The following is a 21,882-nucleotide window of genomic DNA, read 5'->3' on the forward strand; positions in this document are numbered from 1 at the left end:
CCCGCTGCCGGACGCAGTTGCGGCCGAGCTGCGGCGTGCGGCGATCACCACCGGGGCGCCCTGCCGAATCGATGCGGGCCCAGGACCGCCGCCCGCGCCATTCGGCGTTTTTACGCCGATCGGGCGCCACAAACACGCAATCCTGCCGAATCGATGCAGGCCCGGCTCAGCTCACTCGGCGAGGATCGCGTCGATCTGCTCGACCGCCATCGAGAGCCCCTGGGCCATGCCCATCTCCATCAGCTGACGCATGCCGTCGACCGAGTCGAACTGGCCGCGAATCACCATCTGCGTGACGCCGTCGTTCTCGGAGATTGTCACCACGGTGTGGGTGGTCGGCATCGAGTCCGAGCGGTTGCCCTGCTCGTCGGCGAAGAAGTCCGCGAACTCGATCGTCGAGGTGGGCCGGGCGGCGGAGATGTCCCACTGGCCGCCCATCTTCTCGCCGTCCGGGCCGGTCATGAAGTACGCGGCCCGTCCGCCGTCGACCAGCTGGAGTTCGGTGAACGTCGCCGGGTAGGTCGGCGGTCCCCACCAGCGCTCCAGCTTGCGGGGGTCGTTCCAGAGGTCCCAGACGTCGTGGGCGGAGGCCCGGAACTCGGCGGTCAGAGTGAGGCTGAGCTCTTCCTCGTTCGGTGTGCAACTGATGACGGTCATGGTTCTTCCCTTTCGGTGCTGTCGCTGCCGGCGTTTCCGGCAGGTTCGATCGGAGTTGCGCGGGTGTCGGCGAGGACGTCGCCGAAGCGATGCATCCGGTACCGCCAGAGTTGTTCGAACTGCTCGAGAAGCTCACGCACGCCGCGGATCGTGGCCATCTCGGTGGTCACCAGTTGTTCCCGGCCGCGCTGCTGCTTGCTGACCAGTCCCACCGACGACAGGACGGCCACGTGCTTCTGCACCGCGGCGAACGAGATCGAGTACCGCTGGGCCAGCTGCGACACGGAATGGTCGCCGGTCATCGCCACCCGCAGGATGTCCCGCCGGGTGGCATCGGCGAGGGCGCGGAAGAGTCGGTCGACCTCCGCGTCACTGAATGCCTGATTTACAACCATGTTGTTGTACGTTAGCCGCAGTGGGAGACAACCGCAAGGGGGTCGCCGATCCTGGCAGGCTGGTCCGATGGACACCGGCGACGCGTTCCGCCACCAGGCTGCTGCCTGCGCCGGGCTCGGTTCGCCGATGTACGCGGAGCTGCTCGGGCTGGTGGCCGACGCGCTCGCCTCCGGAGGAGAGGACGCCGCGCCGTTCGCAGCGGTGCTGCAGGGACACGAGAACGATCCCGGCCCGTCAGGTCTGGCGCTGCGGCTGGCCGGGTCGGTGCACCGACTGGTACTGGAACGGCGTGCGGGGCTGCTGGCGACGTACTACCCCAGCGTGGGTGGGCGCTGGGAGCCGGAGGGCGGCTGGGCTGCCTTCCGGTCGCTGGTCATCCAGCAGCCCGACGCGGTGCGCGAATGGCTCGACCGACCACCCCAGACCAACGAGGTCGGGCGGTCCGCCGCCCTGATGGCCGGCCTGCTCGAGGTCAGCCGTGCGAAACCCCTGCCGATCCGACTCTTCGAGATCGGGGCATCGGGTGGACTCAACCTGTTGGCCGACCGATTCTCCTTCTCCGACGACGGTGGTCGGGTGCGCGGTGACGAAGGCTCGCCCGTGCAGCTCGCCGGAGCGTGGGCGGGGCCCGGCCCGTGGCCCACCGTGATCGAGCGGGTCGGGAGCGACGTCCTGCCCGTGGACGTGGCGACCACCGCTGGGCGGCTGACGCTGACCGCGTACGTCTGGCCGGACATGACGGCGCGGCACGAGCGGTTGCGCGGTGCCCTGCAGATCGCGGCCGGATCTCCCGTCACCGTCCGGCGGCAGAGTGCTCGCAAGGTCGTCGAGAACCTTGTGCTCGTCCCCGGAACGACGACGGTGCTGTGGCACAGCGTGATGTGGCAGTACCTGGACTCGTCGGAGCAGCACGAAGTGCTGACCCGGCTGGACGCACTCGGTGCCGCCGCCACCGACGACGCGCCGCTCGTGCACCTGTCGCTGGAGCCGCGGCGACGCACGCCCGGCGAGGACCACGAGTTCTGGCTGACGCTGCGCCGGTGGCCCGGCGGTGACACCCGCTTCCTGGCCCGGGCTCGTCCACACGGGATGCCCGTCGACTGGCAGTGACTGTGTCTGCGGCTCAGCTGTTCGCGTCGTCGCCAGGGCTCACTCACCAGTCCGACGGGCCTGCGGGCCCTAGTTGTGCTGTCTGTTCAGTTTTGATCTGCGTTCAGTTAAACTGAACATGACCCAATGCTGAACGGAGGTGACCACCGGTGTACAACGGCATCCAGCTCGACCTCGAAAAGACGCTCCGAAGCACCGGCCTCGAGATTGCGGTTGAGCAGGCAGTGGGACGACATGGACCCGTACAGGGAATCGGGGTCACTGACCATGGCAGTGCCGTCATCCAGCTCAGTCGAGGATCGATGCAGCAGACCTACTTCATGGCATTCGGTCCCAGGATGACCTTCGGAGCGGCCGTCGGCGTCGCTGTCCCCGCGGAGCTGACGCTCTTGATCGCAAGCGATCACATCTCGGAGAAGACCTCGATCTCGCTCCGTGCGGCCGGCATCCAGTACCTAGACCGGTCAGGGAACGCTTCGATCCGCTTCGATGATGTTCTGGTCGATGTGCGAGGACGCAAACGGACCAGCCCACCCGAGCCACAGCAGCACCGGCGTGCCACCAATCCGTTCAGTCCGCGCAGAGCGCAAGTGGTCTCGGCACTGCTGACCTGGCCAAGGCTTGCCGGGGCGACCACGCGGGAGATCGCTCGGGCAGCCGGAGTGTCCGTGGGTCAGGCGCACGAGACGATGCACATGCTCACCGAGTCGGGACACCTGCTGCAGAATGCCGGAACCTTGCACGGGCTTCGTGAACTGCTGGAGAACTGGACGGCTGCCTACCCGACGGGACTCGGTCCGCGACTGGCTCTGGCCGCGTTCCGCGACACAGTTGGAGCGCCACCGACCGGCGACGCCGCGAATGAGCTGTGGGTGAGCGGCGAGTCCGCAGTTCCGCAGCTGATCAGGCCCGTCACCACGACTCTCTACGTGGGGTCACTCGATCCCGCACTCCCGGTCGCCAACCGATGGCGTGCCGATGGACCGCCGAACGTATTCATCCGCAGGAAGTTCTGGTCGGTTCCAGACGACAACGACGACGGTCACCGTGTCGACGGGATCCGGCTGGCTCCGTGGCCGCTGGTGTACGCCGATCTGATGTCCAGCGGTGATGCTCGACAACGCGAGGTCGCGCAGGAATGGAGAGACCGTCATGTTGGACCTGACCAGATGTGAAGGTGCTCCCACCGACCTGATGCGGCGTGTGACAACTCGGCTTCTCGAGCTCGCGCCGACCCTGCGCGCACAAGACGTCATGCTCATCGGTGCGGGCTGTCGTGATCTCCTCCAGACGGCGCTGGGTCACGAAGAGCCCCTTCGAGCGACGCAGGACATCGACGTCGCTCTCGCTCTCGCAGATTGGCAGATCTTCCACGAGCTCAGGAACAGGCTGAAGCCCACGGACGGAACCACTGACGGCATGCGCTTCCACGTCGCCGGAGCACCGGTCGACCTCGTGCCGTTCGGGACCGTGGAGAGCCCGGCCGGCGTCGTGACGCCACACCAAGGGCGCGAGGGCATGAGCGTGTGGGCGTTCCGAGAGGTGTTCGAGCACTCCATGGAGCTACCGCTGACGGACGAGATCGTCGTGCGTCTTCCGTCCGTGCCGGGTTATGCCGCACTCAAGCTCTGCGCTTGGCTCGACCGTGTACCGCGGTTCGAGTACAAGGATGCGTCGGACATCGCAGCGGTCCTCCGCTGGTACTCGGAGTCCGATTCTGTGCTCGAGCGTCTCTACGACTTCGAACGCGACGCCTCGATCCTCGTCGCCAACGGGACGGATCCGGGTGTCGCATCTGCTCAGCTACTGGGAAGCGATGTGGTGACGGTGATCGGACCCGAACGACAGCTTGAACTCGAGCAACGGTGGCCGGACCGGCAGCAGGATGCTTTGGTGCGGGAGATGAAGCTGCCCCAAGCTCTCAGCTGGACCTCCTCGCCGGAACGTCGACGCGAGATCTTGAACGGACTCGAGCGCGGACTGTTCAGCGGCCCACCGGACCCTGCCGCCGCCCCCGGTAATTCCTGAGTGGCTGCGGACTCAGAACTGTTCGACGCCGTCCGCCATTTCAGAGTCGCGGGACGACAGGCTGTCGGTGTCCGTGCGTAAGGTCAGGAGCACTGACAAGCAGGAGGGTCCCATGGACGTACCCCAGTTCGAGGCCGCGCTCCTGCAGATGGAGGAGGACATGAAGGCGTGGTGCCCATCGAGCACCGAGAACGTCGGCCGGGTGATCGAGATCCCCGGCTCGGACGAGTGGAACATCGAATGCCCGACCTGCGGCACCCGGTGGGCAGGCGGCAGCGCTGTGCTCGATGACCACAAGCGCTTTCGGTGATCGATGCAGGTCTCCGATGTGGTCGCGCGACTCCAGGGCCTGGACCAACAACATCGAGGACGTCGGGCGCCAGGACCTGGAGCCGTGGCCTGGCTGATCTCACTTGAGTTCAGCTTTCGCCATCATCGTTGCTCCCCCACATAGCGTCCGGCCATCAGTTCCATCTGCTCCAGCACCAGCCTGGTCGCGCCCGGCTGCTTGTCGGGGGGGTAGTCGTACTTCACCAGCAGTCGCTTGATCGACGAGCGCAGCTTCGCCCGTACGTCGTCGCGGACGGTCCAGTCGGTGCGGACGTCGCGGCGCATCACCGCGACCAGTTCGCGCGCGATCCTGGCCAACACATCCCCGCCGAGATCGGTCACTGCGCTCTCGTTCTCGGCGACCGCGTCGTAGAAGGAGAGCTCGTCCTCCGACAGCGGCGGGTCGAACTTCTTCCCCCGGTTGGTTTCCGCTGCAACCTCTTTCGCCAGCTCGATCATCGCGGCGATCACTTCGGCGGCGGTGAGTTGCTGGTTGGTGTACTTGCGCATCAGCTCCGCGACCCGCTCGGAGAACGCCCGCTGTCGGATCGTGTTGGAGCGCGTCGCACTGCGGCTCTCCTCCAGCACCGTCTTGCGCAGCGCCTCGATGGCCAGATGTGGATTGGCAGCCCGCTGCGCCTTGTCGGAATAGGCCGGCGTCAGGTCCGAGAGTGCCGGCTTCTCCAGGCCCGCCGCCTGGTAGATGTCGATCACCTCCCCGGTCTCGGTCGAGTCGGCGATCAGCGCCCGCAGCAGCCGTTCGATCTCCTCAGGCACCGGCCGGCCCTCGGCCCGCGCGGCGGCCGCGTCGTACTTGGCCATGTAAACCCGGACCTCTTCATAGAACTGCACCTCGCCGCGGAGTACCTGCAGCGCTTCACTTCCCGAGGCCAGTGCCCAGGCGCTCATCAGCGCACGGCTGCGCGTCCGGTACCGGTCCGAGAGTCGGTCCTCACCCTCGACGACCTGGTTGCCGGGGGTCTGCGGGTCCCTCAGGTAGTTCGTGACGAGCTGCGCGGTCTTCGCGAACGTCATCGGCTTGCCGTTCATCACGCGACTGCGCCACTCGACGCCCTTGAGCATCTCGCGGATCTCACCGATCAGGGTCATCGCGAGCGCGGCCGCCTCCTCGATGTTCTGCCCGATCGGCCGCTCCTGCTGGTCGCGCGGCGAGTACTCCTTCAGCGCTCGCTGCAGGTTGTCGATCAGCGGCGCATACCCGACGAGCAACCCTGCGTCCTTGCCGCGGAACGTCCGGTTCACCCGCGCCAGGGTCTGCATCAGCAGTGCGCCCTTCAGCGGCCGGTCCAGGTAGAGCGTGTGCAGCGGCGGCGAGTCGAAACCGGTGAGCATCATGTCCTTGACGATCACCAGCTCCAGCTCGTCGCCGACATCGCGCACGCGTTCCTTGATCGCCTTGTTCTCGGAGTCGCGGCGTACGTGCGCCCGCAGGTGGGGCGGGTCGCTGGGGGTTCCGGAGAAGACGACCTTGATCTTGCCGGTGGTGAGGTCGTCGGAGTGCCAGTCGGGCCGCAGCGCGACGATCGCGTCGTACAGCCGCACACAGATCTCCCGGGTGGCGCCGACGATCATCGCCTTGCCCGGTGCCTCGATCATCGGCTGCATCAGCGCTCGCCGTGATTCCCAGTGCGCCACCAGATCAGCGGCCAGCGCAGCCATCCTGGCCGGTGCCCCGTAGACGGCGTTCACCTGGGCAACGCTGCCCTCGATCTGCGCGCGTTCGACGTCGTCCAGGGCACTGGTGGCGTCATCGGCAGCCCGGTCGAGATCCTCCTCGGTGACTCCTTCGGCGAGGGCCACCTTGATCAGCCGCGGCTCGAAGTACACCGGCACGGTGGCGCCGTCCGCGACCGCGCGGGTGAGGTCGTAGATGTCGATGTACTCCCCGAACACCGCCTGGGTGTTGCGGTCCTCGAACGAGATCGGGGTGCCGGTGAAGGCGATGAGGGTGGCGCGCGGCAGCGCGTCCTTGAGATGCCGGGCGTAACCGTCGAGGTCGTCATAGTGGGAACGGTGCGCTTCGTCGACCACCACCACGATGTTGCGTCGGTCTGACAGCAGCGGATGTTCCTCACCCGCGCCACGTTCGGCGGTGCTGCGACCGAACTTCTGCAGCGTGGTGAAGAAGATGCCGCCGGTCACCCGCTCGGTGAGTTCGCGCCGCAGCTGCGTTCTGCTCGTGATCTTCACCGGCTGCTCGGGCAGCAGCCGGCTGCGCTGGAACGCGTCGTACAGCTGACCGTCGAGTTCCTTGCGGTCGGTGATCACCACGATCGTCGGGTTGAGCATCTTCGGGTGACGCATGATCCGCGCGGCGTACAGCTCCATCTCCATCGACTTGCCGGAGCCCTGGGTGTGCCAGACGACGCCGGCCTTGCCGTCGCTCTCGACCGCGTGGATGGTGCTGGCCACGGCCTTGGTGACGGCGAAGTACTGGTGCGGCTTGGCGATCCGTTTGGCCGGCGCCTCGCCGCCGTCGAACGCGGTGAAGGAGAGCAGCAGCTGGAGGAATCGGAGCTGGTTGTAGAGGCCGTACAGCGCAGTCTCCAGCGGGAGCACGGTCTCGCCGTGGGCGTCGACCGCGGCGCTGTCGACCTCGCCGCCGTCGTCGTCGACGTTCCACGGAGACCAGTGGTGGAAGGGAGTGAAAGGTGTTCCGTACCGTGCATCCAGACCGTCCGAGGCCAGGTCGAACACAGCGAACCGGAAGGCCGTCGGGAACTCCTCGAGGTACGTGACGAGCTGCGCATGGGCCTCCGCCGGGCCGGCGTCGGCGCGGCCGGCCTTCTTCAGCTCGATGATCGAGACCGGCAGCCCGTTGCAGTACAGGACCAGATCGAACCGGCGATGGTGCTCCGCCCGCCGGATCGTCACCTCCGTGGCCACCAGCCAGTGGTTGCGATCGGGGTCGGAGCTGATCAGCTCGATGGTGGGAGTCCGCTCCTGCCCGTCGTCGTCGACATAGGTGATGCCCCGGAAGCCGCCGACCAGCCAGTCGTGGATGCGCTGGTTCTCGGTGATCGCGTCGTTCGACTTCACCGCCAGGACCGTGGCGACAGCCTCGTCCAGGTGGGTGGTCGGCACCTGCGGGTTCAGCTCCCGCAGCGCTACCGCGAGCCGACCGGGGATCGCGAGCTCGGCCCAGTTCTCCCGCTCGCCCGACCCGGGGGCGATCTGCTCGCCGCTCATCGGTTCCCAGCCCAGCTCCGCCAGGATGTCGGCGGTGAAGTGCGACCAGTCACTCTCGGTGGTGCTCATGCAGGGTCCCCCTGGACGGTTCCGCCGGCGACTCGACGCTGTGTGCTGGCTGGGAGCGGTGCGGATCGCACTCGCGGAGGCGAGCCGAAGATGTTGTTGTACCTCGGCAATTGACGGTTGATCGAAGAGAATCTCCAGGTGAAGGCCGCACCGGAAGCTGTGCACCCGGGTGACGGTCGGAATTGTGCAGCGCTGCGCTGCACTGCTGGCGAGTTGAGCGCAGAAGTGGCAAAACACCAAGGTTCAGAGATCAGGCCAACCTTGCGCCACTGCTTTGTGTCGGACACAATCGTGGAATGCAGGTCAGGTTCACCCGTTCGTCCCGGCAGCACCGGATCGGGCGTGGTCACGCACTGCACGTGATGAACTCCTGCGAGCCGATCGCGGTGGTGGCCAACGAAGGCGACCAGGCACTGCGGTGGGAAGGCCGCGACGACCGCGGAGTGTTGCTGGAGGTGGTCGGGGTGGAGAAGCCGGACTGCCTGCTCGTGATCCACGTGATGCCGCTCGAATGGTGAGGAGAGACCGACGATGACGAACCACCAGAAGAAGTACGCGTTGGCTGACGGTCCTGACGTCGAGGACGAGGAGGTCGTGCTCCTTTCGGGACGGACTCTGACCCCCGAGGTTCGTGCCGAGATCCTCGAGCAGGTGGGCGTGACGCCGGCGCGGATCGGCGCCGGGAGGCCGGCACTGGGTGAACCTGGCAAGCAGTCGCCGCAGGTGTCGTTCCGGATGCCGGAGGCGTTGCACGACGTTGCCCGCCGGGTGGCGCGGGAACGCGGGATCACCTTGTCGCAGTTGGCCCGCGAAGCGCTGGAGCGCTCACTCAGCGCCTGACGTCGGCCGGCCCTCGTTGCCCGCGCTGTCGTGACAGACAGCAATCGTGCAACGCTGCGTTGCACACATGCGGGCTCGGCCCAGTTCTCCCGCTCGCCCGACCCAGGGGCGATCTGCTCGCCGGTCATCGGCTCCCAGCCCAGTTCGGCCAGGATGTCGGCGGGGAAGTGCGGCCAGGCGCTCTCGGTCGTGCTCATGAAGGGTCCCCCGGGACGGTTCCGAGCTCAGCCTCGAGCTCTTCGATGCTGGGCAGCGCAGGTGCGAGGTCGGCGGGCAAGGACGTGGTGATGGCGGCCTGCCAGTCCGCCACCCCGATCGGTGCGGCCATGCTGCGGAGGGCGTACTCGGCGACCAGGTTGTCTTTGGAGCGGCACAGCAGCAGACCAATCGTCGGGCCGTCCGCGGGTGTGGCCAGCAGATCGTCGACAGCGGCGATGTACATGCCGAGCTGGCCCAGGAATCCGGGTTCGAACGCCACCGCCTTGAGCTCGATGACCACGTAGCGGCGCAGGGTGAGGTGGTAGAACAGCAGGTCGCAGAAGAACTCTTCCCCGTTGATGTCTAGCCGTACCTGGCGTCCGACGAAGGCGAAGCCCTGTCCGAGCTCCAGCAGGAACTGGGTGACGTGCTCGACGAGCTCGTTCTCGAGGTCGCGCTCGCGAACCTTCTGACCCGTAGTCAGAAAGTCGAACAGGTACGGATCCTTGGTCGCCTGCTGGGCCAGATCGGAGTCGGCGGCGGGCAGGGTCTGCTGGAAGTTGGTGACAGCCTTCCCGGAGCGATCGTGCAAGCGCGATTGGATCTGCAGGGCCAGGACGTCCCGGCTCCAACCGTTCTCGGCAGCTCGTGCCGCGTACCATTCCCGCAGGTCAGCGCTGTCCAGCTTGTCGAGCAGCAGCTGGTGGTGGCGCCAGGGCAATTGTGCAGCGCAGCGCTGCACAATTGCCGAATCGGGCCAGGCCGCGGCCAGGGAGCGCATATATTTGAGGTTGCGCGGGGAGTAGCCCCGCACGTCCGGGAAGCGGTGCTTGAGGTCGGCCGACAGCCGGTCGATGACCTTGCTGCCCCAGCCCTGCTGGGCCTGCCGGTCCAGGATGTCGCGGCCGATGGACCAGTAGGTGGCGATGAGTTCGGAGTTGGCCGCCGCGACCGCGCGACGGTGGCCACGGACGACCCGCTCGCTGACGCTGTCCAGCAGCGCCGGGTACCACTCCGGCACCGCAGCGCCCAGCGGGAGCGGGGTCGTCACGGACACCCGCGTCTCAGCATCCGGCGGCTCAGTCACTCACAGCACGTCCTCGACCTGCTTCTCGGCGTCCTTCACCCGGAGCCGGCCGGACATCAGCTCGGGGAGGAGGGTGTCGCGGAGGGTGGCAAGTACATTCGACTCATCACGGAGAGACCCCAGTAATGGGACGATCTTTTCCGCGAGCGCGTCGAACGCTGAAAGATCTGCGTGCGCAAAAATTGGATAATCGACGAGATCCCGCGCGCTCACGCGCTGGCGACCAGAGGTCCCGATCATCTGTTGAATAGCGAATGATCGGAATGCTTCGTCGGTCGCGATAAAAAAACTCAGTGAGGGATGATGTCCCACGCGGGTCCGCATTACCACGAACTCAGTCGAACCGATGGCCACCGCTCCGTCGGACAAGAAATCTACGAAGCCAGTCTTGCGGTTCTCCAGACAGGGTGTGATGCGTGCAAGCAGGGTGTCGCCGTTCTGGAACCGGGCGCCGCCCCTAGCGGATCGTTGGCCCCAACGGGACGCCAACATTGAGGACGTGGGCAGGTTTTGCATATCGAGGTAGACGGGGTTCTCACCCGTTACCGTCGGATTGGGCGGATTGAAATCGATCAATGCGGACAGCGGTGAGGCTTCAGCAGTACCCAGCAAGTCAATTAACCCCAACTTATCAAAATGTCCACGCAGCAGGCTTTCGGCCGTCGCGGACGTCGATGCATTGGCGGCAATCTTGTCGTCAAGTGCGCCCAGCACCTCCGCGATCGCCCGCTGTTCGGCAATTGGCGGCTTTGGAACTGGCAGGAGCTTGAGGTCTGACCCGCGGATGCCAGCCGCAGCGACCTGCTGCACAATCGTCTGGATTGATAACCGACCAACCCGCGATCGAAAATAGTAGTAATAGAATCCCGGACTGGCAACCTTCTTGTTGAGTCGGGCGCGGATGATGTGGCTTTCCCAGCTTCTCGTGTCGGACGCGCCAAGGAAGATCGCGCACTTACCGGCGCCTTCGTAGGTCAACGACTGACGAGCAAACAGTAAATCTCCTGCGGTGAGCAAGGAGTGTTCCATCTCTCCAGCGGTCAACGGTGCGAGTTCACACTTCTGTTCAGCTATGCGGTCGTACGCAAAAATCTCCCGCATGTTGATCATCTGCGTTCCGCTTCCGCGACGATTCGATGGGCAGGATATCCCGTTGCGCAGAGGCAGCTCCAAGAGATCTCCAAAAAGAACCTGACTCATCCCACCCTCCCCAACTGCTCCCGCACGACCGCCGCCAACCGCTCCGACTCATCGAACGCCGCGAACAGCTCGGTCTGCAGGCGGGCGACCTTCTCCTCAATCGGCTCGCCGTCGTCCGCGACTGCGGCGGCTCCGACGTAGCGGCCCGGAGTCAGCACGTAGTCCGCCGCCTTGATCTCCGCTAGCGTCGACGAGTAGGCAAAACCCGGAACATCCTCGTACACGGCACCTTCCGCCGACGCGCTGCCACGCCAGGCGTGGAAGGTGCCGGCGATCTGGCCGATGTCGGTATCGGCCAGCGAGCGCTCGGCGCGGTCGACCATGAAGCCCAGATTGCGGGCGTCGATGAAGAGCACCTGCCCCGAGCGGTCGATGCTTCCGTGCTTGCCGGCGGTCTTGTCTTTGGCGAAGAACCAGACACAGACCGGGATCCCGGTGGAGCGGAACAGTTGCGTCGGTAGCGCCACCAGGCACGAGACCAGGTCGGCTTCCACCAGGTTGGCGCGGATCTGACCCTCGCCACCGGAGTTGGTCGACATCGAGCCGTTGGCCATCACCACGCCGGCGCTGCCGTCCTTCGCCAGCTTCGAGATGATGTGCTGGATCCAGGCGTAGTTGGCGTTGTTCGCGGGCGGCACCCCGTACTTCCAGCGCGGGTCGGACTCGTTGCGGGCCCAGTCCTTGATGTTGAACGGGGGATTGGCCAGCACATAGTCGGCGCCGCCGCGGCTTTCCAGGTCGGTGTGCAGATCGCGGGCGAAGGTGTCGCCCCAGACAGGGCCGAGGTCGGCATTCAGGCCGTGGATGGCGAGGTTCATCTTCGCCATCCGCCAGGTGCGCTCGTTGTTCTCCTGTCCGTACACGGAGATGCCGGTGCGGTCGCGGTCGTGCGCCTCCAGGAACTTCTCCGCCTGCACGAACATGCCGCCGCTGCCGCAACACGGGTCGTACATCCGGCCCTTCGTCGGCTCCAGCACCTCGACAAGCACTCGCACCACGCTCGCCGGCGTGTAGAACTCCCCGCCCCGCTTGCCCTCCGCGGCCGCGAACTTCTCCAGGAAGTACTCGTACACCTCGCCCAGCAGGTCGCGGGCGCGTCCGGCACCGAGCCCGCTGAAACGAGCCGAGTTGAACAGGTCGATCAGCTCACCCAGGCGTCGCTGGTCGACGTTGTCCTTGTTGAAGATCTTCGGCAGCGTCGCGCGCAGCGCCGGGTTGCTGGCCTCGATGTGTTCCATCGCCCCGTCGATCAGCTGTCCGATCGACGTCGTGTCGTCGCCCTTCGCCCGCTGCGCCAGGTACTCCCAACGGGAGGTCGCCGGGATCCAGAACACGCCGTGGCCGGTGTACTCGTCGACGTCGTCGGTGAGCTGCTCGATCTGGTCGGCGCTCAGGCCGTCGGCCGCGAGTTCTTCCTGCAGCGCCGCGCGGCGCTCGGAGAACGCGTCGGAGACGTACTTGAGGAACACCAGCCCGAGGATGACGTCCTTGTACTGCGAGGCGTCCATCGACCCGCGCAGCTTGTCGGCCGCCTTCCAGAGCGTGTCCTTCAGCTCCTTCATCGTCGACGGCGCTGTCGGGGTGTCGCTCTTCGTGCGGCCACGGGGTGGCATGTCAGATCTCCTCGGAGGTGGTGCGGGGTGGTGTGGGGCAATCGGTGTCGTGCAGGGCGGGGCTGTCGGGATCGGGGTCTCGACTCCTTCGTCGCTCGACCAGCGTGGAGGGTCGCTCGACCAGCGAAGAAGTGGGAGGTCGGTCGACCACCGTGGGGGGCTCGCCGACGTCGCGGGCGTGGTTGATGGGTCCGGGGTCTCGACTCCTTCGTCGCTCGACCATCGGACTAGTTGAAGGTCGGTCGACCGTCGAAGTGCTGGATCGCTCGACCGGCACGGGGGAATCGATGTCGACGGCGCCGCCGGCGGCGAGATCGAGGAGGGCTTGTTCGGCGTCGGCCACCGCGGCGAGCTGGACTGCCAGCCGGCGGCGCTCGTCGTCCAGGGCGGCGAGGCCGGAGCGGACCGACGGAGCCGTGAGGTGATCGATCAGCGGGATCGACCAGGTGCGCCAGGCGGTTTCACCGGGCTCCCGCGCGTTGATCGCGGCGGCCAGCGATGCGGGGATCAGCCGCACGTCAGTGCTCCGCAGCACGCGCGAAGGATGACGCACCACAGCGCCCCCCTTCCGATCGACGAACGCCCGCGGCCGGCCGCTGGTGCAGAACACCACGTCGCCCGGGTCCGTGTACTGCAGCTGCGGATACGTGAGGTTCAGGTCGAACCGATCGAGAGTCGCGACCGGTTCGGCGCCGCTGCGGGCATCGAGCACCGGCACGCCACCGTCATCGGTGTCCACCGCCTGTGTCATCCGCAGACCAGCACGGTAACCCAGCGCGCGTTCACTGATCAGTTGCGACATCGTCGCGGCCAGCGGGGAATACGGCGTGGTGCGCACCTGAACCGTCGGCACCAGGGGCGGATCAGCCACTGAACCGGTCAGTGCGGCGACAGCCTTGTCGTACCTGTCCAGGAGCACCACGGTGGGGTGCGCCCGCTCCGATCGACGTGCGGGCGGCACGAGAGACTTCTTCGCGGCCCCCAGCCAGGACTTCGTCCGGATCTGGCAGACCTCCAACTGTCGGGCCCGCAGACCGCGCGATCCGTCCAGGCCGGCCAGCACATCGGACACCAACCCGCTCAGGACGACTTCGTCGAACGCTCGATCGGCGAGATCGGCGGTCACCGTACGGGGCTCGTTCGCCTCCTCCGTGGGACCGAAACACCACAGCGCCAACCGTTCCCGGGATCTGGGCAGTCGTAGGCCGGCGGGCAGCCGCACGATGGCGCGCACCTTGCCGGAGCTCAGCAACCGACGCCGCAGGCCGTCGCACCGCTCGTCGTCGTCGGTGCGGCCGCGGTCGTCCCGGGTGATGCTGTCGGTGAGCGCGGCTGCCGGACCCCACACCAGGGTCACGGTCTCCGGCGGGCACGTGGCGCGATGATCCGTGATCGCCTGCAGCAGCGCGGCAGAGGTCGCGGCCGGAGCCTCGGCGGACGGCAGGCCCAGGAGGGTCACCGTGGGTGCCACGTCGTTCCGCCAGGTGACTCCTTGAGTCACCAGTTCCCGTCGGGCAGCTCGCGCCACCGGGCCGGTCGGGCCACCGATCGCACCGATCGCCACCTCCTCGTCCAGATCGGGGAGCAACGCAGAGGCTGCGCCCGTGGCGTCGCACACCACCGCTCCGGGACGCCGGCGTACGAGAGCTGCGGTCAGTGCGCGCAGCACCCGGGCGCCCGTCTCGGTCAGTGCCGGCTCACGCGCGGCGGACAGGGTGCGAGCCCGGCGGTCCCCCACGGCCCTGGCTGCGCCCGCGGATCCGTATGCCGCCTCCGACAGTGCGCCGGCCAACGGAAGTAGTTGCGGCAGCAGAGCTTCGCAGCGTGTCAGCTCGGAGTAGAGCAGATCGTCGTCCGGGTCGTACTGGTCGGCCAGATCGAGCAGGTCGTCGATGTCATCGGGGAGCTCACCACACTGGGCCTGCAACGCCAACAGCGACAGCAATGCCTGCAGGGGCTCCCGGTCCGGGCCGTCGATCAGGTGGATGTCGCTGTGCAGCAACACTTCACGGGCGGCATCGGCGTTGTTGCCGCGACCGGTGGCGGTGAGCCAGTCGGCGACGTCAGCAGCCGCGAAGCGTGGGCCGGCCACGTCGGAACCGGCACAGGGTGCGGGGAAGGGGACAGCAGTGCCGGCGCTGCGGGACCGCCACATGCTCACCACCGGACGCTGCACTTCCGCGAGGCGTGCGATGTCTCCCAGGGAGAGGGTCGCAGCCGTGTCCCACCTCGTCATCGTCATGGTCATCAGTGCCCCCTTCCCGTGGTCCGGTGTTGCCGCCACGCTACGTCAGAAGGCGTTGAGTGCAGTGAAAAATGCTGATAAGCGCACTTATCAGATAGTCGAATAAGCACTGTTCCGAAGGCGGCGTCATGGTTCTCGGTGTCAGGGCATCCCGTCCCGGCACCACACCCAGGAGGACCTCATGACCCGCACCACCGCCCCTGCCGCCCGCTTCGACTCCGCCGTGCCGGCAGTCGTGATCGACGCGATGACCGTCACCGAGAGCACCGTGATCGCGGAAGCCCGACGTTGGATCGACAGACGCCCGGCGAACCCCGGGCCCGAATCGGCTGATCCGCCGGACGTCACCGAGTTCGTCTCCCAGGCCCTGACCATCGGCGCACATGCCATCGGTGCCGCCGGCTCCGTCCGGCAGGCCGTCGACGTGCAGAGTCTGCTCAGCGAGGTCGAGGCGCGAGCGGCCCAGGCCGGGATCGACGCTGCCGCAGTCACCGGGTCGGCCGCCGCCGAGGCAGCCAAGTCCGTCGGAGAGGCGACCCGGCAGGCGAAGCTCGCCATCGATGAGTCCAGCCGGCAGACCCGGGACGCCTTCCGCACTGGCGTCGACGCAGCCAGGGCCTCCCTCACCGAGGAGCTGAACCGCCTGCTGGGCGGCGACAACCCTGAGCTCGCCACCCGTCTGCAGCCGTTGTTGGCGCGTTTCAGTGGCGATCTCGTCGATCGGGCCCGCAGCCAGTCGGAACAGCTGCTGGCCAAGGTCACGCAGCAGTTCGACACCGCGGATCCGACGTCGCCGATGGCGCAGCAGGCCCGGACCCTCGTAGCCCAGCACGAGCGCTTGGAGAAGGTGCTCACCGAGCGGCACGGCGAGCTCAGCATCCAGGTCGGCGCGCTCTCGACGGCCGTCACGGTCTTCACCGCGGAACGGGCCGCGACCGCGTCGCTGCGCAGCCGGACCACGGTGAAGGGCGGCGACTACGAGGACGAGATCGGCGTGGTGCTGCGCGAGATCGCCGCCGGACTCGGCGACGAGTACGTCGACACCCGCAGTACAACGGGGTTCATCTCGCGCAACAAGAAGGGCGACGGGCTGTTCGAGGTGTCGGGATTCGACGCCCGGATCGTGATCGAGGCCAAGGACACCGCGGTGCGGGTCGGCTGGCGCGACTACCTCGACGAGGCCGAGCGCAACCGGGGGGCCGCTGCCTCACTGGGGCTGGCGAAGTCATCTGCTGCGCTCGACGGTCACACCTTCCTGGTGCTGGGGCCGCGCCGACTGGTGATGGTCTTCGATCCGCAGACCGACGATCCCGCACTGCTGCGCACCGTCATCCAACTGTTGCGGATGTCCGCGATCGCCGCCGGCAGTCAGGACAACGCGGGCGTGGTCGAAGCAGGCGAGAAGCTCACCGCCGCGCTCGCTGCGCTCGGCAGGTTCTCCGAGGTCCGCAAGGCGGCCACGGAGATCGTACGCAAAGCCGCATCGATCGACAGCACGACGACCCATCTGGAGACAGACCTGCGTCGCTGGCTGACCGACGCCCAGGCCGCGCTCGCGCGTGCCGCCGACGGCCCACTGACCTCGGACAGTCAGGCCGCCTGAGACTTCAGGGTCCCACCGCGGGAGGGGTGCGGTGGGGCCCTGAATCTCTCCGCTCCCAGGAGATCGACATGAGCGTCATCCCTGCTGTTCGCGGTGCTTCCGACGGTGTCCGGTCGCTGACCGTCCGGTGCAGCTGGTGCGGCGAGGTCGCCTTCGCGGTCCTCGTCCTCGGGGCCACACCGGCCGAATCCCCATTCGTCCGGTGTCGCGGCTGCACCATCAACCACCAACTGCTTGCCGATCTCGTCGACGCGAGATCCCGCGGATTTCCTCCGCGACCACTCCACCCGACACCGCCACCAGAGCCGGTCGATCGACACACCTGCGTCTCGTCGAAAGTGTTCTACCCCAACGAAACTGCCGCACTCGCCGGGCTGTCCGCCTGGCGCCGACGCCGCCGACCCGGCCAGGCCCACGGACAGGTCTACGACTGCCCCTGGTGCCCCGGCTGGCATCTCACATCCGGCAAGACCCGTCGTCGAACCACTTCACCCCGATCCGTTCGGCGCTGAACGCACGTCACCCGCCCACATCACCGTCCCCAGAAGGAGACCCACCATGAACAGAACACACCTCACTCTCGCCGCCGCGCTCGCGGTCGCACTGCTCGGCGCCGCTTGCTCCGCGGAGACCCCGGTGGCAGTGACCGTCACCGAGTCGGTGCCGACCACCGTGGTCCGCACCAGCGAGATCACGAAGACCACCACCAAGAGCACCACGAGCACGGTGACGACGTCCGTGACAGCCACCGTCACCAGCAGCCCGAACGCCACCGACGGCAAGGCGTGCACTGCGGTGGCCGCGGAGCTCGGATCGTTGGGCATCCTCGAACCGCTGCAGAAATTCACCGGGGGCGCCGACGATCTGACGGTCGGGGATCTGGTCGCCGGCATCTCCGACTACTCCGAGATCACCGCCCAGGGACCGAGTCTGACCGCTCTGGTACGGGAGCTGAACACTGCGGGCGTCGCATTTCGCGATGCGCCGACTGACAATCTGCAGGGCACCGCTCAGGACTTCGTCGCTGCCTGGGGCACCGTGTCTGCCGCCTGCGACGCCAACGGCACACCCATCCCAACGGTCAGGGTGGTCAGGGCGACGGTCACCGAAACCGCGAAGGTGTCCGTCGGGAGTGACGGGGCGCCGGCCACCTCGATCGCCAACGGCGACTACCTGGTTCCCAGCCAGATCACGCCCGGTGTCTACCAGTGCTCGGACGGCGACAACCCGTACTGGGAGAGCACCACCCCGGACGGCGAGATCATCGACAACGGACTCTCGACGATCGCACGCGTCCCGTCTGAGGCCTACTCGATGACGTTGAAGCGATGCGGCACGGATTGGGTCAAGGTGAGCTGACCTGCCTTCGAGACGGCGATATCCACCCTTTCGTGTTCGAGGAAGGGTGGATATCGCCGTTTCGACCTGGTTGCCGAACCCAGCTCGGTCGGGGTCAGGCCGATGCGACGTCGATCAGCACCTTGCCCACAGCTCCGTCCTCGACGGCCTGGTGGGCCGCGGCGGTGTCCGCGAGCGGGTAGCGGTGCAGGGGCAGACCGTGCTCCTCGCCGACCGGCAGCGCGCCGGCCTCGACCGCGCGGGTGATGTCCTCGGCCGCAGCCGCCAGTGCGGGACCGCCGACCGTGTAGAGCAGGACGAACTGGTAGCGGACGTTCTTGACCATGTTGGGCAGGATCGGCAGCGTCGCACTGTCGCCACCGTCATTGGCGTACATCGCCACCGAGCCGCGGTTCCTGACCACCGCCGCGTCCAGGTCGGCGTTGCCCGCGATGGACACCTCGACCACCAGATCGACGCCGTCGGGAGCGATCGCGGCGATGGCGGCAGCTGCGTCCTCGGTCCGGTAGTTGACGACGTGGTGGGCACCGGCCGCCTGGGCGAGTGTCGCCTTCTCCGGGCCGGAGATCGTGGTGATCACCGTGGCGCCGGCCCAGACCGCGAGCTGGATGGCCGCATGGCCGACCGCTCCGGCTCCACCGGACACCAGCACGATCTTGCCGTCGAGGGCGCCGGGCTGCAGCCGGTCGGGGCCGTCCTCGGCGACGGTCAGCGCCCGATGAGCGGTCATCGCCGGCACGCCCAGGCTCGCACCGACATCGAAGCCAGCCCCGGCGGGGAGCTTGACCACCCGCTCGGCCGGCACGGTGGTGTACTCCTGCGCCGTACCGGTCGGCCGCTGGTGCTGGGCCAGGAAGAGCCAGACCCGGTCGCCGACCGCGACGTGTTCGACGCCCTCCCCGACGGCATCCACCACACCGGACCCGTCCTGGTTCGGCGTCACCTCCGAAGCAGGCTGCGGCGCACCCGCACCGGGACCGGATCGGGATTTCCAGTCGGTGGGATTGACCCCCGAGACGACGACACGGACGCGGACCTCGCCGGGAGCCGGGTCGAGGACCTCACGGTCGACGAGCTGCAGGACCGACGGGTCCCCTGTCCGGGCGTACACAACACTCTTCATGCAATCGGCAACCTCGCGGCGGCGCCTCTCATTCCCGGCTCGAGACCTTCCAGGCGGCCGGGCCGCTGTGACGGCCGGCTGATGCCATCCACCGGCGCCGACTGCCCATGCGCGACGTTTCCCAACTCGACCGGTTCGCCGCCGCCCCCATGCTGCCGAATGCTTCCCATACGGACGCGAGCAGTTCCAGCACGGTGCTCAGGCCGCTCAGTCGGCCTGGTGATGACCCCTCATCGTCGGTGTTCGACCTCTCGACCGGGCTGAGTCCTCCTACCTTCGGCGATATCGACCCTCGCCCACCTGCACCGACGGCGGCAACCGACCATCCGACCCCCCGCTCTAGACTGACCATGACCCGAACGGCGCAACCACCGTCGTCGACGCCGCCGAGCCCGAAAGCGACCGCAGCATGACCGGAAATTCGCTCGATCCGCACTTGGCGCGCTATGCCGCCCGGACGGACGGGATGCGCGCCTCCGCCATCCGGGCGCTGTTCGCGGTTGCCAACCGCCCCGAGGTCGTCTCGCTCGCCGGCGGGATGCCGTACCTGGAGTCGCTGCCGCTGGCAGAGCTGGCTGCGGACGTCGCCCAGATGATCGCCCAGGACGGACGGGTTGCACTCCAGTACGGCTCCGGTCAGGGCATTCTCGAACTGCGCGAACACATCTGCCAGATCATGGCGCTGGAAGGCATCTCCGCCCACCCCGATGACGTCGTGGTGACCGTCGGCTCCCAGATGGCCCTGGACCTGGTGACCCGGATCTTCTGCGATCCCGGCGACGTCATCCTCGCCGAAGCACCCTCCTACGTCGGCGCGCTCGGGACGTTCTCCTCGTACCAGGCGCAGGTAGTGCACGTGGACAGCGACGAGGACGGGTTGTTGCCCGATGCGCTGGCCGCCGCCATCGAATCGGTGCGCGCCTCCGGTCGCCGGATCAAGTTGCTGTACACGATCCCCAACTTCCACAACCCGGCCGGGACCACGCTTGCCGTGGAGCGTCGTCCGCAGATCGCGGAGCTGTGTCGGGACGCCGGGATCACTGTCCTGGAAGACAATCCTTATGGGCTGCTCGGGTTCTCGGACACCATCTATCCCGCGATCCGGTCGATTGATGCCGAGAACGTCATCTACCTCGGCTCTTTCTCCAAGACGTTCGCTCCCGGTCTGCGCATCGGCTGGGTGCTCGCGCCGCACGCCGTGCGCGAGAAGTTGGTGCTGGCCAACGAGTCCGCGACGCTGAACCCACCCGTGTTCAACCAGATGATGATCGCCCGCTACCTGTCGAACTTCGACTGGCAGTCCCAGATCAAGACCTACCGGCAGTTGTACGCCGAACGCCGGGACGCGATGCTCGGCGCACTCGAGGCGCACATGCCGGAGGGCACCACCTGGACGCATCCGGACGGCGGTTTCTACGTCTGGGTGACGCTGCCGGATGGATTCGACACGGCGGCCATGCTGCCCCGCGCGGTCACCGCCCGCGTCGCCTACGTACCCGGAACCGCTTTCTATGCAGACGGTTTCGGAACCCGACAGATGCGACTGTCCTACTGCTACCCCACGCCGGAGCGCATCGTCGAGGGTGTCCGTCGGCTCGCCGGCGTGCTCGATGGCGAGCAGGACATCATGCGCACCTTCGGATCGTCCTCGACCCGCCGTCGGTCACTCGGTGCTCCGTCGCCGTCGTCCCCGTCGCCCGACACTGCCTGAACCCGCCCACGTCATCCCGAAACCCCTGCAGCACAAGGAGATGTTCAACTGTGCCGACTGACCAACGTCATGTTCTCGTGCTGGCCGGTGGGCTCACGCACGAGCGCGAGGTCTCGCTGCGATCCGGCTCACGGGTGGCCGAATCCTTGCGGCGCGCCGGACACGACGTGGTGATCCGCGACGCAGACCTGTCCCTCATCCCCTGGCTCGCAGAACACCGGCCCGACGCGGCGGTCATCGCGCTGCACGGCGGACGTGGGGAGAACGGTGCCGTCCAGGGAATCCTCGAGATGGCCGGCGTACCCTTCCTCGGCACCGCCGCCCACGACTGCCGCTTCGCCTGGGACAAGCCGACCGCAAAAAACCTCCTGCGTCGCGCCGGGTTCCACACTCCTGATTGGTTCACTCTCTCGCACAGCACGTTCCGTGATCTCGGTGCCAATGCCCTGATCGATCTGTTGGTGGACAGCCTCGGCATACCCATCATGCTGAAGCCGCACCAGGGTGGCTCCGCCCTCGGCGCGAACTCGGTCCGTGATGCTGCTGAGCTGCCCGCGGCCCTGGTCTCGTCCTTCGCCTACGGCGACGTGGTGATGGTCGAGAAGTTCGTGACCGGTACCGAGATCGCCGTCACCGTCGTCGAAGACATCGTGGACGGCGTCGCGACGCCACGTGCTCTCCCCGCCGTGGAGGTCTCCTTCCCGGGTGACGTGTTCGACTACGAAGCCCGCTACACCGCCGGCCTGACGACCTACTTCACCCCCGCGCGGCTCGACGACGAACAGGCCCGTCAGGCAGCCGAGCTGGCGGTGGCGGCGCACCGAGCGCTCGGTCTCCGGGACCTGTCCCGGACCGACGCGGTCGTCGGCGACGACGGCAAGGTCCAGTTCCTGGAGGTCAACGTGTCGCCGGGGCTCACCGAGACGTCGATGCTGCCGATGGCGGCCGAAGCCGCGGGCGAAGATCTCGGCGTGCTGTACTCCCGACTCATCGAAACGGCAATCATTCGTCACTGACCGGCACCTGGAGCCGGCTGCGCGAAGGAGTGGCGGCCAGGGGCTGTGCCTCGGGAGCCGAGGTCGGACCCAGCCGCGAGTTTCCCG

The 21,882-nt window shown here is 67.2% G+C and carries 18 protein-coding genes; 10 read left to right on the top strand and 8 right to left on the bottom strand.

Annotated features, from left to right (window positions below):
- Positions 1 to 171: 171 nt before the first annotated feature.
- Together ABLG96_RS21675 and ABLG96_RS21680 are read right to left on the bottom strand one after the other, a co-directional pair.
- Complete coding sequence (locus ABLG96_RS21675) at positions 172 to 657, bottom strand: SRPBCC domain-containing protein (protein ID WP_353649372.1); 486 nt, start codon at positions 655 to 657, stop codon at positions 172 to 174.
- Positions 654 to 1,052: a metalloregulator ArsR/SmtB family transcription factor gene (locus ABLG96_RS21680; RefSeq protein ID WP_353649373.1), complete on the bottom strand. Its 399-nt coding sequence runs from the start codon at positions 1,050 to 1,052 to the stop codon at positions 654 to 656. Before ABLG96_RS21680 ends, ABLG96_RS21675 begins: the two co-directional genes overlap by 4 nt.
- Before the next feature lie 67 nt (positions 1,053 to 1,119).
- Here ABLG96_RS21680 and ABLG96_RS21685 point away from each other — a divergent pair, with 67 nt between their 5' ends.
- The 4 genes from ABLG96_RS21685 to ABLG96_RS21700 all read left to right on the top strand — a co-directional run bounded on the left by ABLG96_RS21685 (position 1,120) and on the right by ABLG96_RS21700 (position 4,501).
- The gene (locus ABLG96_RS21685) at positions 1,120 to 2,163 is read left to right on the top strand and encodes a DUF2332 domain-containing protein (protein ID WP_353649374.1); all 1,044 of its coding nucleotides are present in this window, start codon (positions 1,120 to 1,122) and stop codon (positions 2,161 to 2,163) included.
- A 302-nt stretch (positions 2,164 to 2,465) separates the two neighbouring features.
- Positions 2,466 to 3,338 carry a type IV toxin-antitoxin system AbiEi family antitoxin gene (locus ABLG96_RS21690; protein ID WP_353649375.1) on the top strand — a complete coding sequence of 291 codons (873 nt, stop codon included), beginning with the start codon at positions 2,466 to 2,468 and terminating at the stop codon, positions 3,336 to 3,338.
- A gap of 28 nt (positions 3,339 to 3,366) precedes the next feature.
- Positions 3,367 to 4,191 (top strand): hypothetical protein, encoded by an 825-nt coding sequence (locus ABLG96_RS21695; protein ID WP_353649376.1) that lies wholly within the window; start codon positions 3,367 to 3,369, stop codon positions 4,189 to 4,191.
- 112 nt (positions 4,192 to 4,303) lie between these two features.
- Positions 4,304 to 4,501, top strand: a complete 198-nt coding sequence (locus ABLG96_RS21700) for a hypothetical protein (RefSeq protein WP_353649377.1) — start codon at positions 4,304 to 4,306, stop codon at positions 4,499 to 4,501.
- 122 nt (positions 4,502 to 4,623) lie between these two features.
- Here ABLG96_RS21700 and ABLG96_RS21705 read toward each other — a convergent pair whose 3' ends face one another.
- On the bottom strand, positions 4,624 to 7,800 hold the full coding sequence (locus tag ABLG96_RS21705) for a type I restriction endonuclease subunit R (protein WP_353651619.1): 3,177 nt from the start codon (positions 7,798 to 7,800) through the stop codon (positions 4,624 to 4,626).
- Between the two features lie 296 nt (positions 7,801 to 8,096).
- On the opposite strand from ABLG96_RS21705, the gene ABLG96_RS21710 reads away from it, so the two are divergent.
- Positions 8,097 to 8,318, top strand: coding sequence for a hypothetical protein (locus ABLG96_RS21710; RefSeq protein ID WP_353649378.1), 222 nt, complete (start codon positions 8,097 to 8,099; stop codon positions 8,316 to 8,318).
- A gap of 13 nt (positions 8,319 to 8,331) precedes the next feature.
- Positions 8,332 to 8,640: a CopG family transcriptional regulator gene (locus ABLG96_RS21715; protein WP_353649379.1), complete on the top strand. Its 309-nt coding sequence runs from the start codon at positions 8,332 to 8,334 to the stop codon at positions 8,638 to 8,640.
- Positions 8,641 to 8,833: 193 nt separating this feature from the next.
- Here ABLG96_RS21715 and ABLG96_RS21720 read toward each other — a convergent pair whose 3' ends face one another.
- The 4 genes from ABLG96_RS21720 to ABLG96_RS21735 are packed head-to-tail and all read right to left on the bottom strand — an operon-like array spanning position 8,834 to position 14,986.
- Positions 8,834 to 9,925: a PDDEXK nuclease domain-containing protein gene (locus ABLG96_RS21720; protein WP_353649380.1), complete on the bottom strand. Its 1,092-nt coding sequence runs from the start codon at positions 9,923 to 9,925 to the stop codon at positions 8,834 to 8,836.
- Positions 9,926 to 11,125 carry a restriction endonuclease subunit S gene (locus ABLG96_RS21725; protein WP_353649381.1) on the bottom strand — a complete coding sequence of 400 codons (1,200 nt, stop codon included), beginning with the start codon at positions 11,123 to 11,125 and terminating at the stop codon, positions 9,926 to 9,928.
- Positions 11,122 to 12,738, bottom strand: a complete 1,617-nt coding sequence (locus ABLG96_RS21730) for a class I SAM-dependent DNA methyltransferase (RefSeq protein WP_353649382.1) — start codon at positions 12,736 to 12,738, stop codon at positions 11,122 to 11,124. The genes ABLG96_RS21725 and ABLG96_RS21730 overlap by 4 nt, the downstream gene beginning before the upstream one ends.
- Position 12,739: 1 nt before the next feature.
- On the bottom strand, positions 12,740 to 14,986 hold the full coding sequence (locus ABLG96_RS21735) for a hypothetical protein (protein ID WP_353649383.1): 2,247 nt from the start codon (positions 14,984 to 14,986) through the stop codon (positions 12,740 to 12,742).
- 178 nt (positions 14,987 to 15,164) lie between these two features.
- On the opposite strand from ABLG96_RS21735, the gene ABLG96_RS21740 reads away from it, so the two are divergent.
- Together ABLG96_RS21740 and ABLG96_RS21745 are read left to right on the top strand one after the other, a co-directional pair.
- Entirely contained in the window at positions 15,165 to 16,586 is a 1,422-nt protein-coding gene (locus ABLG96_RS21740; protein ID WP_353649384.1) for a Fis family transcriptional regulator, read from the top strand.
- A gap of 558 nt (positions 16,587 to 17,144) precedes the next feature.
- Positions 17,145 to 17,945: a hypothetical protein gene (locus ABLG96_RS21745; protein WP_353649385.1), complete on the top strand. Its 801-nt coding sequence runs from the start codon at positions 17,145 to 17,147 to the stop codon at positions 17,943 to 17,945.
- Between the two features lie 94 nt (positions 17,946 to 18,039).
- On the opposite strand, the gene ABLG96_RS21750 is transcribed toward ABLG96_RS21745, so the two are convergent.
- A complete protein-coding gene (locus ABLG96_RS21750; RefSeq protein WP_353649386.1) occupies positions 18,040 to 19,068 on the bottom strand; it encodes an NADPH:quinone reductase in 1,029 nt (342 codons plus the stop codon).
- Between the two features lie 409 nt (positions 19,069 to 19,477).
- Between ABLG96_RS21750 and ABLG96_RS21755 the strand changes: the two genes are divergently transcribed.
- Entirely contained in the window at positions 19,478 to 20,779 is a 1,302-nt protein-coding gene (locus ABLG96_RS21755) for a PLP-dependent aminotransferase family protein (protein ID WP_353649387.1), read from the top strand.
- A 50-nt stretch (positions 20,780 to 20,829) separates the two neighbouring features.
- Positions 20,830 to 21,795, top strand: coding sequence for a D-alanine--D-alanine ligase (locus ABLG96_RS21760; protein ID WP_353649388.1), 966 nt, complete (start codon positions 20,830 to 20,832; stop codon positions 21,793 to 21,795).
- Positions 21,796 to 21,882: the final 87 nt, after the last annotated feature.

It is taken from the genome of Nakamurella sp. A5-74 (assembly GCF_040438885.1).
GTDB lineage: Bacteria > Actinomycetota > Actinomycetes > Mycobacteriales > Nakamurellaceae > Nakamurella.

What these genes read in the sequence shown, in the direction of transcription:
- ABLG96_RS21710 (WP_353649378.1), top strand. Translation starts at nt 8,097, where the DNA reads ATGCAGGTCAGGTTCACCCGTTCGTCCCGGCAGCACCGGATCGGGCGT.
- ABLG96_RS21680 (WP_353649373.1), bottom strand. Translation starts at nt 1,052, where the DNA reads ATGGTTGTAAATCAGGCATTCAGTGACGCGGAGGTCGACCGACTCTTC.
- ABLG96_RS21715 (WP_353649379.1), top strand. Translation starts at nt 8,332, where the DNA reads ATGACGAACCACCAGAAGAAGTACGCGTTGGCTGACGGTCCTGACGTC.
- ABLG96_RS21700 (WP_353649377.1), top strand. Translation starts at nt 4,304, where the DNA reads ATGGACGTACCCCAGTTCGAGGCCGCGCTCCTGCAGATGGAGGAGGAC.
- ABLG96_RS21755 (WP_353649387.1), top strand. Translation starts at nt 19,478, where the DNA reads ATGACCGGAAATTCGCTCGATCCGCACTTGGCGCGCTATGCCGCCCGG.
- ABLG96_RS21705 (WP_353651619.1), bottom strand. Translation starts at nt 7,800, where the DNA reads ATGAGCACCACCGAGAGTGACTGGTCGCACTTCACCGCCGACATCCTG.
- ABLG96_RS21730 (WP_353649382.1), bottom strand. Translation starts at nt 12,738, where the DNA reads ATGCCACCCCGTGGCCGCACGAAGAGCGACACCCCGACAGCGCCGTCG.
- ABLG96_RS21735 (WP_353649383.1), bottom strand. Translation starts at nt 14,986, where the DNA reads ATGACCATGACGATGACGAGGTGGGACACGGCTGCGACCCTCTCCCTG.
- ABLG96_RS21740 (WP_353649384.1), top strand. Translation starts at nt 15,165, where the DNA reads ATGACCCGCACCACCGCCCCTGCCGCCCGCTTCGACTCCGCCGTGCCG.
- ABLG96_RS21750 (WP_353649386.1), bottom strand. Translation starts at nt 19,068, where the DNA reads ATGAAGAGTGTTGTGTACGCCCGGACAGGGGACCCGTCGGTCCTGCAG.
- ABLG96_RS21685 (WP_353649374.1), top strand. Translation starts at nt 1,120, where the DNA reads ATGGACACCGGCGACGCGTTCCGCCACCAGGCTGCTGCCTGCGCCGGG.
- ABLG96_RS21725 (WP_353649381.1), bottom strand. Translation starts at nt 11,125, where the DNA reads ATGAGTCAGGTTCTTTTTGGAGATCTCTTGGAGCTGCCTCTGCGCAAC.
- ABLG96_RS21745 (WP_353649385.1), top strand. Translation starts at nt 17,145, where the DNA reads ATGAACAGAACACACCTCACTCTCGCCGCCGCGCTCGCGGTCGCACTG.
- ABLG96_RS21675 (WP_353649372.1), bottom strand. Translation starts at nt 657, where the DNA reads ATGACCGTCATCAGTTGCACACCGAACGAGGAAGAGCTCAGCCTCACT.
- ABLG96_RS21690 (WP_353649375.1), top strand. Translation starts at nt 2,466, where the DNA reads ATGCAGCAGACCTACTTCATGGCATTCGGTCCCAGGATGACCTTCGGA.